The sequence below is a fragment of the Mesorhizobium sp. M0601 genome, assembly GCF_040320845.1.
Taxonomy (GTDB): Bacteria; Pseudomonadota; Alphaproteobacteria; order Rhizobiales; family Rhizobiaceae; genus Mesorhizobium.
Genome location: NZ_JAMYQK010000003.1, coordinates 110,017 through 123,577 on the forward strand (window position 1 = coordinate 110,017; position 13,561 = coordinate 123,577).

Genomic DNA, 13,561 nt, shown 5'->3' on the forward strand with positions numbered 1-13,561 from the left:
GCTCCCGAAAGTTTCATACCTTGAATCCATCCAACTATTGGCAGAAAGGCAAAACCGAAAAAGGCAACGCCTCTTAGGACACGTCGGTTTTTCAGTGGAAGTTCGGGCTTCAACCAGTAAGCGCGAAGTAGAAAGAACTCGACAGCCGCAAAAGCAACGCCACCGATCGCTCCCCCAATTTCATATGTCATCACGCAAACCCCGTGATTTTGAGGAATGTCGCGGTGGCGACCACCATGAACAGCGAGATCGGCAGGAAGACCTTCCAGCCGAGCCGCATCAGCTGATCGTAGCGATAGCGCGGCACGAACGCTTTCACCATCGAGAACATGAAGAATACCAGGCAGACCTTGAGCACGAACCAGATCAGCCCCGGCACCCAGGTGAACGGCGCGAAGTTGAAGGGTGGCAGCCAGCCGCCAAGGAACAGGATGGTGGCCAGCGCGCACATCAGGACGACGGCGACATATTCGCCGAGGAAGAACAGCAGGAACGGCGTCGAGGAATATTCGACCATATGGCCGGCGACGAGTTCCGATTCGGCTTCCACAAGGTCGAAGGGCGGCCGGTTGGTCTCGGCCAACGCCGAGATGAAGAAGACGATGAACATCGGGAACAGCGACAGCCAATGCCAGTCGAGGAAGGTGTTGGGCAGGCCGAGCCGCGTGCCCAGCCCGTCCTGCTGCGACAAGACGATGTCGGACAGGTTGAGCGAGCCGACGCAAAGCAGCACGGTCACGATGACGAAACCGATGGAGACTTCGTAGGACACCATCTGCGCCGCCGAGCGCAGCGCGCCGAGGAACGGGTATTTCGAATTGGACGCCCAGCCGCCCATGATGACGCCATAGACCTCGAGCGAGGAGATGGCGAAGACATAGAGGATGCCGACATTGACGTTGGCGATCGCCCAGCCTTCGTTGACCGGTATGACCGCCCAGGCAGAGATCGCCAGCACCGCCGACACCAAGGGCGCCAGCAGGAAAACGCCCTTGTTGGCGCCGGACGGGATGACCGGTTCCTTGAAGACGAATTTCAGCAGATCGGCGAACGCCTGCAGCGTGCCCCACGGGCCGACGACGTTCGGTCCGCGGCGCAATTGCACCGCCGCCCAGATCTTGCGGTCGGCGTAAAGCACATAGGCGACGAAGATCAACAGAACGACGATCAGCACGACCGACTTCAAAAGGATCAGCAGCGCCGGCAGCACGTAGAAGGAGAAGAAGGTGTCCATATCTACTCCGCCGCCTGCCTGAAGCCGTTCTTCGCCAAAGCCGAGCACTCCGCCATCACCGCGGAAGCCCGCGCGATCGGGTTGGTCAGGTAGAAATCCTTGACCGGCGAGGTGAAGGTGCCCTTGTTCAGCCGCCCGCCGAGCTTGGCAACCCTGGCGATGTCGGCCGGGTCGCCGGCCACGACATGGTCGATGCGGGCAAGATGCGGGTATTCCGCATAGAGCTTTGCGCGTAGCTGCGGCAGCGAATCGAACGGCAGCTTCTTGCCGAGCACATCCGACAGTGCCCGAAGGATCGCCCAGTCCTCGCGCGCCTCGCCGGGCGCGAAGCCGGCCCGGTTGGTCTGCTGCACGCGCCCCTCGGTGTTGACGAAGGTGCCCGACTTCTCGGTATAGGCGGCACCCGGCAGGATGACGTTGGCGCGATGCGCGCCCTTGTCGCCATGCGTGCCGATATAGACGACGAAAGCGCCGCCGGTCTTGGCCATATCGATTTCGTCGGCGCCGAGCAGGAACAGCACATCGGTCTCGCCCAGCATGCCGGCGACGTTCCTGCCGCCCTCGCCCGGCACAAACCCGACATCGAGGCCGCCGACACGTGCCGCGGCGGTGTGCAGCACGGCAAAGCCGTTCCAGTCGGCCCTGGCGGCGTTGACGGCGACGGCGAGCTTCGCCGCCTGGCCGAGCACGGCCGCCCCGTCCGGACGCGCCAGCGCACCCTGTCCGACGATGATCAGCGGATGCGTCGCCTTCTTCAGCAGCTGGAAAAACTTGCCGTTACCGTCGGCCAGATCCTTCAGCGATTCCGGCCCGGCGCCGAGCTGCTCGTAATCATAGCGTGTATCGCCGACATCGCCGATGACGCCGACCGGCAGATTGCCGGCCCGCCAGCGCTTGCGGATGCGGGCGTTGAGCAAGGATGCCTCGAAGCGCGGATTGGCGCCGATGATCAGCACCGCATCGGCCTGTTCGATGCCTTCGATGGTCGGGTTGAACACATAGCTCGCCCGGCCGAGCGACGGATCGAGTGCGGCGCCGTCCTGGCGGCAGTCGGTGTTCTTCGAGCCGAGCGAAGCCATCAGAAGCTTCAGCGCGTAGATCTCCTCGACGGCTGCGAGATCGCCGGCAATGGCACCGATCTTTTCGGGTGCCGCATTCGACACCGCTTCCTTGATCGCGGCAAAAGCCTCGGCCCAGCTTGCCGGGGCCAGTCTGCCCTCCTTTCGCACATAGGGCCGGTCGAGGCGCTGCGTGCGCAGACCATCCCAGATGAAGCGGGTCTTGTCGGAAATCCACTCCTCGTTCACCGCCTCGTTGGTACGCGGCAGGATGCGCATCACTTCGCGGCCTCGGCTATCGACGCGGATCGCGGAGCCGACGGCGTCCATCACGTCGATGGATTCGGTCTTGGTCAGTTCCCACGGCCGTGCCTGGAAGGCGTACGGTTTGGAGGTCAGCGCACCAACCGGGCAAAGGTCGATGACATTGCCCTGCAGTTCCGAAGTCATCGCGCTTTCGAGATAGGTGGTGATCTCGGCATCCTCGCCGCGGCCGATCAGGCCGAGCTCCGATATGCCGGCAATCTCGGTGGTGAAACGGACGCAGCGCGTGCAATGGATGCACCGGTTCATGATCGTCTTGACCAGCGGCCCGATATACTTGTCTTCGACCGCCCGCTTGTTCTCGTGGTAGCGCGATGAATCGACGCCGAACGCCATCGCCTGGTCCTGCAGGTCGCACTCGCCGCCCTGGTCGCAGATCGGGCAGTCCAGCGGATGGTTGATCAGCAGGAATTCCATCACGCCTTCGCGCGCCTTCTTGACCATCGGCGTGTTGGTGAAGATTTCCGGCGGCTCGCCGTTCGGGCCTGGGCGCAGGTCGCGCACGCCCATGGCGCAGGACGCCTGCGGCTTGGGCGGGCCGCCTTTCACCTCAATCAGGCACATGCGGCAATTGCCGGCGATCGACAGCCGCTCGTGGAAGCAGAAGCGCGGCACTTCCGCGCCGGCGTCCTCGGCCGCCTGCAGCAGCGTGTAATGGTCGGGTACAGTGATCTCTTTCCCGTCGACCTTGAGCTTTGCCATTTCGCCTCAAACCCCTGCGGACGTTCCGCAATCTTTCCTTCCGGGCGCAGCCGAGACCGCGCACGATATTGAATTCACTTTTTGGCCCCGGCCAACGCGGCCGCCTGACCGATCCAGCCGTCACGGCCGATGCGGCCCTTCAACGACAGGTAATCTTCGACCCAGGCGATCTCTTGCGGCGTCCACGCGGCGATCTGGGCGTATGTCCAGATGCCAAGGCCGTTCAGCACCTTTTCCAGTTTCGGCCCGATGCCCGATATCGCCTTGAGGTCGGCCGGCTCGGCTGGCCGATCCATCGGCTTGGGCTGCTTGAAATCCTCCGGCATCAGCCCGGCCGACGCATCCGCTGCAACGGTGCTCGCATTCGCCAAGCTCCGCGCCGCGGTGCTCGTCGCAATGTCGGTCACATCATTGGCGAAGGACTGCGCCTCGGCAATCAGGGTTTTGGTCGCCGCGCGCGCCTTTGTCGAGGAGCTTTTGCCGGTTGCGGAAAAGCGTTCCGTTCGCGCCTCGAAATCCTCGGCGACCGGCTGCCAAAGCCGCTGCGAGGTCTCGGCCGCGCCTGAAAGCACGCCCATCCAGATACCAAAGGCGTGGTTGGCAAGGCCGATGCCGAGTGCCGTCATCGCCGCCGCGCCCGCGACAGGATGCGCCAGGAGATTGACGGCATTGGCCATCTCCTTCGGCATCATCCTGGTCAGATCCTGGTTCATCTTCAACAACGGGTCCATATCGGGCGTAAAATCGTCGGGTGTCGAAAACAGCGACATAGGTGATCTCCTGGTCGTTTCCGTCTGCCCCGCGCTCGTTTCCTCGTTTCGGGCATTCGCCCGCAATTTTTTGAATTCTTCTATTCCGCCGCCGCCAGCACCGGTTCGGCGCGGTGTGCGTTGCGCGAAAACTCGTCGATGCGCCGCTCCACCTCGCCGCGGAAATGCCGCATCAGGCCCTGGATCGGCCACGCCGCCGCATCGCCCAGCGCGCAGATCGTATGGCCCTCGACCTGCTTCGTCACGTCGAGCAGCATGTCGATCTCACGCTTCTGCGCCTCGCCGCGCACCAGCCGTTCCATCACCCGCCACATCCAGCCGGTGCCCTCACGGCAGGGCGTGCACTGGCCGCAGCTCTCGTGCTTGTAGAAATAGGACAGCCGCGCGATCGCTTTCACGATATCGGTCGATTTGTCCATGACGATGACAGCCGCCGTGCCGAGGCCCGATTTCAGGTCGCGCAGCGCATCGAAATCCATCGGCGCGTCGATGATCTGCTCGGCCGGCACCAGCGGCACCGAGGCGCCGCCCGGAATGACCGCCAGCAGATTGTCCCAGCCGCCGCGAATGCCGCCGCAATGCGTCTCGATCAGTTCGCGGAACGGGATCGACATCGCCTCTTCGACGGTGCATGGATTGTTGACGTGGCCGGAGATGCAGAACAGCTTGGTGCCGACATTGTTGGGCCGGCCGAAGGACGAGAACCAGGCGGCACCGCGGCGCAGGATGGTCGGCGCGACAGCGATGGACTCGACATTGTTGACCGTCGTCGGGCAGCCATAGAGGCCGACATTGGCCGGAAACGGCGGCTTCAGCCGCGGCTGGCCCTTCTTGCCCTCGAGGCTTTCGAGCAGCGCCGTTTCCTCGCCGCAGATATAGGCACCGGCGCCATGGTGCATGTAGATGTCGAAATCGTAGCCGGAGGTGTTGTTCTTGCCGATCAGCTTGGCCGCATAGGCCTCGTCTATGGCGCGTTGCAGCGCCTCACGCTCGCGGATGAACTCGCCGCGCACATAGATGTAGGCGGCGACCGCGCCCATGGCGAAGCCGGCAAGCAGGCAGCCTTCGACCAGCGTGTGCGGGTCATGGCGCAGTATGTCGCGGTCCTTGCAGGTGCCGGGCTCGGATTCGTCGGCATTGACGACGAGATAGCTCGGCCGGCCGTCGCTTTGCTTGGGCATGAACGACCATTTGAGCCCGGTCGGGAAACCGGCGCCGCCGCGGCCGCGCAGGCCCGATGCCTTCATCTCGTTGACGATCCACTCGCGCCCCTTGGCAACGATGCCGGGCGTGTTGTCCCAGGCGCCGCGCGCCATGGCGCCGGCCAGCGACTTGTCGAAGCGGCCGTAGATGTTGTTGAAGATGCGGTCTCTGTCCTGAAGCATTGCTCGTTCCTCAGACCGGCTTCTTGCCGGTCGGCCGGCTCCTGTTTCCGGGCGACGGCTTGGCCGCAGCCTTCGCCGGTTTGACCTTGGCCTCCGGCGCTTTGAAAGCAGACGCCGGCTCGGCCTTGTTCTTGGGGCCCTTGCGCTGTTTCGAGACGTCCTCGACCTGCGGTTCGGCCTTGTTGGCATTGGCGGCCGAATGCAGAGGCGCTGCGACGCTCGCCGCCCTTTCCGCCGCGGGCGCGACTTTCGTCGCCGACGGCGATTTCAGCGCCGGGTTGGTCTCGACCGCGTCGGTCTTCGGCTTGCTGGCATTCGAGGGCGCAACCGGCGCCGGCGCGGCAGGAGCAGCTGGCGGAACTGATGCTGCGGCGGCCGCCGCCGGCTCTGCATCCTTGGCGGCCTTGGTCGCCGCCCTGGTTTCCCGGTCGCGGGTCGCCTTGAGGATCGCCTTTTCGCTCTTGAGGGTCGTCAGGCCACTGGCCGGCTCGGAAGTGATGCGGCCGTTTTGCGGTCCTGGCGTCACCGAAGCACCTTTGCCGGCGTCATAGAGGTCGATGATCTCGGCAAGCCGCTCCGGCGTCAAATCCTCATAGGTGTCCTTGAATATCATCACCATCGGTGCGTTGACGCAGGCGCCGAGGCATTCGACCTCCTCCCACGACAGCGTGCCCTTGTCGTTGGTGTGGAACTGGTCGTGATGGATCTTCGAGCGGCAGACATCCATCAGCGCTTCCGAGCCGCGCAGCATGCAGGGCGTGGTGCCGCAGACCTGGATATGCGCGCGGGTGCCGACCGGATTGAGCTGGTACTGGGTATAGAAGGTGGCGACTTCCAGCCCACGGATATAGGGCATGTCGAGCATGTCGGAGATCGTTTCGATCGCCGCCTTGGTCACCCAGCCTTCCTGCTCCTGCGCCAGCATCAGCAAGGGGATGATCGCGGATTGCTCGCGTCCCTTCGGATATTTCTTGATCCACTGCTTCGCCGCCGCCGCATTCGCCCGGTTGAAGGCGAAGGAGGCTGGCTGGAGGCTGGCTTCTGCGAGACGGCGGACTGACATGGAGTTTCGCTTTTATGTTTTCTTATTGAACCGAACTGGAGACGCGATAGCAGTTCTCAGATTGCCCTAACACGCATACAAACTCTTCCTTACCGCGCTTCAGACGGATGTATTCATCATAACGATCGTCAACCCAAGAGACACAGTAAGGCCTCGGCCGGCTGGGCACTTGGGCAACAAACGACTCGATCGGACACGGAAGAGAATGAAAACCCATCCCCTCATCCATCGGCGCATGCCTCTCGTATGTACGCCCCATCAGCAAGTCGCCCTCCGAGACCAGCTCAAACCCGATCTTGAGCAGGTCTCGCGAAGGCAATCGACCATCCGGGGCCCAAGCAGGAACTTGGGCCGCCATGGTCAGAACCGCTGCGGTGACAAGCGCGTTCATTGCTACCGATCCACCTCACCAAACACGATGTCGAGGGAGCCGAGAACGGCGGTGACGTCGGCCAACATGTGGCCGCGACACAAAAAGTCCATGGCCTGGAGGTGCGCGAAGCCGGGCGCGCGCAGCTTGCAGCGATAGGGTTTGTTGGTGCCGTCGGAGACCAGATAGACGCCGAACTCACCTTTCGGCGCCTCGACCGCCGCATAGACCTCGCCGGCCGGCACACGGTAGCCTTCGGTGTAGAGCTTGAAGTGATGGATCAGCGCTTCCATCGAGCGCTTCATCGCCGCGCGCTTCGGCGGCACCACCTTGCCGTCGAGGTTAGACACCGGCCCGCTGCCTTCCTTGCCGAGCAACAGGTCGACGCACTGGCGCATGATTTTCGCCGACTGCCGCATCTCTTCCATGCGTACCAGATAACGGTCGAAACAGTCGCCGTTCTTGCCGATCGGAATGTCGAAATCCAGCTCGGCATAGCATTCGTAGGGCTGCGATTTGCGCAGGTCCCACGGCGCGCCCGAGCCGCGCACCATGACGCCGGAAAAACCCCAGGCCCATGCGTCGGCCAGAGACACCGTCGCGATGTCGACATTGCGCTGCTTGAAGATACGGTTGCCGGTCAAAAGCGCGTCGAGATCGTCGACCGATTTCAGGAATGGGTCGATCCACTTGCCGATGTCCTCGATCAGCTTCTGCGGCAGATCCTGATGGACGCCCCCGGGGCGGAAATAGGCAGCATGCATGCGCGAGCCCGAGGCGCGCTCATAGAACACCATCAGCTTTTCGCGCTCGACGAAGCCCCACAGCGGCGGCGTCAGCGCGCCGACATCCATCGCCTGCGTCGTCACGTTGAGGATATGCGACATGATGCGGCCGATTTCCGAATAGAGCACTCGGATCAACTGCCCGCGCTTCGGCACCTCGATACCGAGCAGCCGCTCCGCGGCAAGCGCAAAGGCATGCTCCTGGTTCATCGGCGCGCAATAGTCGAGCCGGTCGAGATAGGGCACGGCCTGCAGATAGGTCTTGTGCTCGATCAGCTTTTCCGTGCCGCGATGCAACAGACCGATATGCGGATCGACGCGATCGACGACTTCGCCGTCGAGCTCCAGCACAAGGCGCAAAACGCCATGCGCCGCAGGGTGTTGAGGGCCAAAATTAATGTTGAAATTGCGGACGGAGGTTTCAGCCATTTTTTCTATATACTCATTGCCCCAGTACCGGAGCTTCGATTCTCAACAAATCAGATTTTGATGTCCTTACCCTGTGCCTTCAGGGCAGCTTGTGTCTGCCGGAGTGCCTCAGGGACGATGGTTTTTTGGAAGTACTCGGCCAGATACGGCAGTTTGGCCATATAGGCCGGCGTCTTTGCCAAAATACGCGACCCCATCGGCGACGCGTAAAAGTCATCCATCGCCTCCACTTCATCGGGATCGAAGGCTTCCAGCAGCATCAACGCCGTCAGATGCTCTAGAGTCTCCGAGTTATCCAGCAATGCTCGCTTGATGAAGTCATCAGCAAACTCACCCGCATCGCTGTCTGAAATCGAGGGATTGGCTCCTTTCAATTCAGCTATCGTTTGCTGCCGCAAGGCGGGCGCCATCGCTTTGAAATTTGCGTTCATGTTGAAATTTCGAACATAGCGCAAGGCAGCGCTGACCGCTTTGGGATCATATTTTTGCAGCTTAGACTCAAAATTGCCGTCAGGAATGCTATCCGCTCGACCCGTCAAGTCACCGGCCAACAGCGCGAAAAACGATACGATCACGATCGGAAGCCAATGCCGTGATATTTTTATCATTGTTTCGCCTTTTCGTCGCCTGGAAGCACGTAATCCGTACCTTCCCACGGAGACAGAAAATCGAAATTGCGGAATTCCTGCTTGAGCTCCACCGGCTCGTAGATGACGCGCTTGGCTTCGTCGTCGTAACGCACCTCGACGAAGCCGGTCAGCGGAAAGTCCTTGCGCAGCGGATGGCCTTCAAAGCCGTAGTCGGTCAGGATCCGCCGCAGATCGGGATGGCCCGAAAACAGCACGCCGTAGAGATCGTAGGTCTCGCGCTCGAACCAGTCGGCGCCGGGATATATCCCGGTGATCGACGGCACGAGCGTCTCTTCGTCGGCCTGGACCTTGAGCCGGATGCGGATATTCTGCTTCGGCGACAGCAGGTGATAGACGACGTCGAAGCGCTTTGCCCGTGACGGATAATCGGCGCCGCAAACGTCGATGATCGAAATGAACTGGCATTTCGGGTCGTCGCGCAGGAAGGTCACCACCTCGATCAGGTCGCGCGGCTCGACCGAGATAGTGAGTTCGCCATAGGCGAGCACCGCCGCGCCGATCCGGCCGATCAGCTTCTCGCCGAGATAGGTCGAGAGGTCATTCAACGCCTGGGTCATGCCGCTCACCGCTCGATCGTGCCGGTGCGGCGGATCTTCTTCTGCAGCAGAAGGATGCCGTAGAGCAGCGCTTCGGCGCTCGGCGGACAGCCGGGCACGTAGATGTCGACCGGCACGATGCGGTCGCAGCCGCGCACCACCGAATAGGAATAATGATAATAGCCGCCGCCATTGGCGCAAGAGCCCATCGAGATGACGTAGCGCGGCTCCGGCATCTGATCGTAGACCTTGCGCAGCGCCGGCGCCATCTTGTTGGTCAGCGTGCCGGCGACGATCATGATGTCGGACTGGCGCGGGGACGCGCGCGGCGCGACACCGAACCTCTCCGAGTCATAGCGCGGCATCGACGTATGGATCATCTCGACGGCGCAGCAGGCGAGGCCAAACGTCATGAACATCAGCGAGCCGCTGCGCGCCCAGGTGATCAGCGCCTCGGTCGAGGTGACGAGAAAGCCCTTGTCGGCGAGCTCGTTGTTGATCTCCAGGAAGAATGGATCGTCGGACCCGACCGGCCTGCCGGTGTTGGGGTCGATGAGGCCCTTGGGCTTCGGCGCGACGAGCGTACCGGAACTGTCGTTCAATCCCATTCCAGCGCTCCTTTTTTCCATTCATAGGCAAAGCCGATGGTCAACACCGCCAAAAACACCATCATCGACCAGAAACCGAGCATGCCGATCTGGCTGAACGACACCGCCCACGGAAACAGGAAGGCCACCTCCAGATCGAAGATGATGAACAGGATCGACACCAGGTAGAAGCGGATATCGAACTTCATGCGGGCGTCGTCGAACGAGTTGAAGCCGCACTCGTAGGCGGAAAGCTTTTCCGGATCGGGGTTGCGATAGGCCACCAGGAAGGGTGCGGCGAGCAGCGCCAGTCCGACGACCAGCGCCACGCCGATGAACAGGACGATGGGCAGGTACGAACTCAACAATGCGTTCATTCTGCAGCTTTCCGTTGCGGCCAATCCACTCTGATTACAGCACCGGACCCACTTGCGGAAGCGTGACAGTTTAACCACTGAACCGTTTTAAGGGGGCTCTATGCTGCAACGCGGCGAGGGTTAGCGCAGCGCTTTCGGCGAAGCAAGTCAAACCTTGTTCAAATCGCGGTGCTGGACGGCATATCCGGGAAAACTGGTCCGATCCGCTCCTGTTTGATTTCCTTCACTTTTTACTCCACTTTTCTCTCCTGACATGGATGCCGCCAAAACCCTGCTAGCATGGCACGGAATCGCAAGTCATTTTCTCTGTTCAAAATCGTCCGGATGCCGCCTTCATGAAGGAAAAAATCTCGCTTGCCATGGCCCGCCGCATTGCGCTCGCGGCACAGGGATTCAATGACCCGCGCCCCACCGGCACGCCTGACCGCCGGCATCTGGCCCGCGTGCTTGCCCGTACCGGCCTGCTGCAGATCGATTCCGTCAGCGCCGTGGTGCGCGCCCACTATATGCCGCTCTATTCGCGGCTTGGCCCCTACAAGCTGGCGCTGCTCGACGACGCCGCCGTAACGCGCAAGCGCATGGTCTTCGAATATTGGGCGCACGAAGCCTCCTTCTTGCCGGTCGAGACCTATCCGCTGATGCGCTGGCGCATGCAGCGGGCCGAGTGCGGCGACGAAATGTACAGCGGACTGGCCAAATGGGGCCGCGAGCACGCCGCCTATATCGAAGACATCTATCGCGAGGTCGCCGAACGAGGCCCGATCGCGGCGTCGGCTTTCGAAGGGCAGAAGGGTTCGGGTGGCTGGTGGGGCTGGAGCCATGCCAAGCACGCCTTCGAATGGCTGTTCTGGGCCGGCCGCATCACCACGGCGCATCGCCGCGGCTTCGAACGGTTCTACGATCTGCCGGAGCGCGTGCTGCCGCCAACAATACTGAGTCTGCCAACGCCCTCCCCCGAAGACGCTCACCGCGAATTGCTGCGCATCTCGGCCCGTGCCCACGGCATCGCCACGGCAGGCGACCTGCGCGACTATTTCCGCCTCTCGCCCGCCGACATCAAGGGCCGCATCGAGGAGCTGGTCGAGGCCGGCGAGCTGTTGCCGGTGAGCGTCGACGGCTGGAACAAAACAGCCTATCTCCACAAGGACGCCCGTTTGCCGCGCAGGATCGAGGCGCGCGCCTTGCTCGCGCCGTTCGATCCTGTCGTCTTCGAACGATCGCGCACCGAGCGGTTGTTCGACTTCCACTACCGCATCGAGATCTACACGCCGGCCGAAAAGCGGCGGTATGGCTATTATGTGCTGCCATTCCTGCTCGGCGACAGCATCGTCGGGCGCGTTGACCTCAGGGCCGACCGTCCGGCCGGCGTATTGCGCGTCCATGCCGCCTATGCGGAGCCCGGCGCCCCGCCACAAACCGCTGCCGAACTCTTCAAGGAATTGAAGCAGATGCAGGGCTGGCTCGGCCTGGAACGCATCGAGGTGACCGCTGCCGGCGATTTGGGCCGGCCGCTCGCGGATATCGCCGCGCCATAGACGTGCGTTGACACAACTGCCTCCACAAGCCTAAATCCGTTCCAGACGGTCCCCTGCCCGCAACGGCAGGGGCCAAGAGGGAATGCGGTGCGAAATCTCGATTTCAAATCCGCGGCTGTCCCCGCAACTGTAAGCGACGAGCCAAGGCCGAAAACCACTGGGATATTCCCGGGAAGGCGGCACCCAGGCGATGACCCGCGAGCCAGGAGACCTGCCGTCTAGGACCTAAGAATCCGATCGCCTGGCGGGTTTTCCGGGCAAGGAGCCTGATTTGGAACGCGACAGCAGTTTTCCGGCTGAGACAGCGGATTTATTGTCCGGCCATGGTGATTCCCCGGCCGGCGTTACCGTCATCGTCTGCTCGTCCTGCCGTGACGAGACCGGTTCGGACGCTCATCCGCGCGCTGGCGAACTGCTCGCAGAGGACACGCGCCGCGCTGCTTCCAGCGAAAACATCAAAATCCGCACCGTCGAATGCCTCGGCAATTGCAAGCGCCGGCTCAGCGCGGCCATGCTGCGCGACGGCTGCTGGAGTTACGTCTTCGGTGATCTGACCACGACCAGCGGCGCCGATCTCGTCACCGGGGCAAAGCTGTTCGCCACCTCGACGGATGGGCTCATTCCATGGCGCGGCCGTCCCGATTGCCTGAAGCGCGGCCTGGTTGCCCGCATCCCTCCCCTTGACCTTTTGAAGGACCTGACATGACCGCTGCCTCCCTTTCGCGCGTTCCCTGCACCGTGGTCACCGGCTTTCTCGGCGCCGGCAAGACGACGTTGATCCGCCATTTGCTCGAAAACGCCAAAGGCAAGCGCCTGGCCATCATCGTCAACGAGTTCGGCGACATCGGCATCGACGGCGAGATCCTGAAGGGCTGCGGCATCGACACCTGCCCCGAGGAAAACATCGTCGAGCTGGCCAATGGTTGCATCTGCTGCACCGTCGCCGATGATTTCGTCCCGGCGCTGGACCAGATCCTGTCGCTGACGCCGAGGGTCGACCACATCCTGATCGAGACATCCGGCCTCGCTTTGCCCAAGCCGCTGGTCCAGGCCTTCCAGTGGCCGTCGGTGAAAAGCCGCGTGACGGTGGACGGCGTCATTGCCGTGGTCGACGGACCGGCGCTGGCTGATGGCCGCGTAGCCAACGACATGGACGCCCTGCAGGCGCAGCGGGCGCAGGACGAGACGCTCGACCATGACGATCCGGTCGAGGAAGTGTTCGAAGACCAGCTCGCCTGCGCCGACCTGATCATCCTGTCGAAGAGCGACCTGATGGACGCAGCCGGCTCGGCCCGTGCCAATGCCGTCATCGGCAAGCACGTTGCGCGGGCGGTGAAGATCGTACCGACTTCGCAAGGCAAGGTCGACCCTTCGGTGCTGCTCGGCCTCGGCCTCGCCGTCGAGGACGACATCGAGAACCGCAAGACCCACCACGACGACGAGCTCGACCACGAACATGACGATTTTGACTCGTTCGTCATCGACATCGCATCTGTGTCCAACCCGAACGAGCTCGCACAACGCGTCGCCACGGCGGCGGAGGAAGAAAACGTGTTGCGCGTCAAGGGTTTCGTCGAAGTCGGCGGCAAGCCGATGCGGCTCCTGCTGCAGGCCGTCGGTCCGCGCGTCAACCACTATTACGACCGCGCCTGGACCGCTGAAGACGACCGCCGCTCGCGCCTCGTCGTCATCGGCCTGAAAGGGCTGAACCGCCCGGCCATCGAGCGTATCCTCGCCGGCTGACCCCAGGTACGAG

14 protein-coding genes and 1 riboswitch are annotated in these 13,561 nt (G+C 62.4%); of the genes, 3 read left to right on the plus strand and 11 right to left on the minus strand.

Going from position 1 to position 13,561, the window contains the following annotated elements:
- Nucleotides 1-190: 190 nt before the first annotated feature.
- From nuoH to NKI41_RS04675, 11 genes are all read right to left on the minus strand, one after another.
- Nucleotides 191-1,234 (minus strand): NADH-quinone oxidoreductase subunit NuoH, encoded by a 1,044-nt coding sequence (gene nuoH, locus NKI41_RS04625; protein WP_352681674.1) that lies wholly within the window; start codon nt 1,232-1,234, stop codon nt 191-193.
- A 2-nt stretch (nt 1,235-1,236) separates the two neighbouring features.
- Nucleotides 1,237-3,318 carry an NADH-quinone oxidoreductase subunit NuoG gene (gene nuoG / locus NKI41_RS04630; protein WP_352681676.1) on the minus strand — a complete coding sequence of 694 codons (2,082 nt, stop codon included), beginning with the start codon at nt 3,316-3,318 and terminating at the stop codon, nt 1,237-1,239.
- Between the two features lie 74 nt (nt 3,319-3,392).
- Nucleotides 3,393-4,088, minus strand: a complete 696-nt coding sequence (locus NKI41_RS04635) for a helix-hairpin-helix domain-containing protein (protein WP_352458243.1) — start codon at nt 4,086-4,088, stop codon at nt 3,393-3,395.
- An 80-nt stretch (nt 4,089-4,168) separates the two neighbouring features.
- On the minus strand, nt 4,169-5,473 hold the full coding sequence (nuoF, locus tag NKI41_RS04640) for an NADH-quinone oxidoreductase subunit NuoF (protein ID WP_023676626.1): 1,305 nt from the start codon (nt 5,471-5,473) through the stop codon (nt 4,169-4,171).
- Nucleotides 5,474-5,483: 10 nt separating this feature from the next.
- A complete protein-coding gene (gene nuoE / locus NKI41_RS04645) occupies nt 5,484-6,536 on the minus strand; it encodes an NADH-quinone oxidoreductase subunit NuoE (protein WP_352470233.1) in 1,053 nt (350 codons plus the stop codon).
- A gap of 22 nt (nt 6,537-6,558) precedes the next feature.
- Nucleotides 6,559-6,927 (minus strand): hypothetical protein, encoded by a 369-nt coding sequence (locus NKI41_RS04650; RefSeq protein WP_352681678.1) that lies wholly within the window; start codon nt 6,925-6,927, stop codon nt 6,559-6,561.
- Nucleotides 6,928-6,929: 2 nt separating this feature from the next.
- Nucleotides 6,930-8,120: an NADH-quinone oxidoreductase subunit D gene (locus NKI41_RS04655; protein WP_023720747.1), complete on the minus strand. Its 1,191-nt coding sequence runs from the start codon at nt 8,118-8,120 to the stop codon at nt 6,930-6,932.
- A gap of 50 nt (nt 8,121-8,170) precedes the next feature.
- On the minus strand, nt 8,171-8,728 hold the full coding sequence (locus tag NKI41_RS04660; protein WP_352470231.1) for a DUF2059 domain-containing protein: 558 nt from the start codon (nt 8,726-8,728) through the stop codon (nt 8,171-8,173).
- Nucleotides 8,725-9,327 (minus strand): NADH-quinone oxidoreductase subunit C, encoded by a 603-nt coding sequence (locus tag NKI41_RS04665; protein WP_352470230.1) that lies wholly within the window; start codon nt 9,325-9,327, stop codon nt 8,725-8,727. The genes NKI41_RS04660 and NKI41_RS04665 overlap by 4 nt, the downstream gene beginning before the upstream one ends.
- A 5-nt stretch (nt 9,328-9,332) precedes the next feature.
- The gene (locus tag NKI41_RS04670) at nt 9,333-9,914 is read right to left on the minus strand and encodes a NuoB/complex I 20 kDa subunit family protein (protein ID WP_023670824.1); all 582 of its coding nucleotides are present in this window, start codon (nt 9,912-9,914) and stop codon (nt 9,333-9,335) included.
- A complete protein-coding gene (locus tag NKI41_RS04675) occupies nt 9,905-10,270 on the minus strand; it encodes an NADH-quinone oxidoreductase subunit A (protein ID WP_023798850.1) in 366 nt (121 codons plus the stop codon). Before NKI41_RS04675 ends, NKI41_RS04670 begins: the two co-directional genes overlap by 10 nt.
- Before the next feature lie 335 nt (nt 10,271-10,605).
- Here NKI41_RS04675 and NKI41_RS04680 point away from each other — a divergent pair, with 335 nt between their 5' ends.
- The 3 genes from NKI41_RS04680 to cobW all read left to right on the plus strand — a co-directional run bounded on the left by NKI41_RS04680 (nt 10,606) and on the right by cobW (nt 13,548).
- Nucleotides 10,606-11,805, plus strand: a complete 1,200-nt coding sequence (locus NKI41_RS04680) for a winged helix-turn-helix domain-containing protein (RefSeq protein WP_352470229.1) — start codon at nt 10,606-10,608, stop codon at nt 11,803-11,805.
- 29 nt (nt 11,806-11,834) lie between these two features.
- A riboswitch (cobalamin riboswitch) is annotated at nt 11,835-12,038 on the plus strand.
- A 38-nt stretch (nt 12,039-12,076) separates the two neighbouring features.
- Nucleotides 12,077-12,511 carry a DUF1636 family protein gene (locus NKI41_RS04685; protein WP_352458247.1) on the plus strand — a complete coding sequence of 145 codons (435 nt, stop codon included), beginning with the start codon at nt 12,077-12,079 and terminating at the stop codon, nt 12,509-12,511.
- Nucleotides 12,508-13,548 (plus strand): cobalamin biosynthesis protein CobW, encoded by a 1,041-nt coding sequence (gene cobW, locus NKI41_RS04690; protein ID WP_352539612.1) that lies wholly within the window; start codon nt 12,508-12,510, stop codon nt 13,546-13,548. Before NKI41_RS04685 ends, cobW begins: the two co-directional genes overlap by 4 nt.
- Nucleotides 13,549-13,561 lie beyond the last annotated feature (13 nt).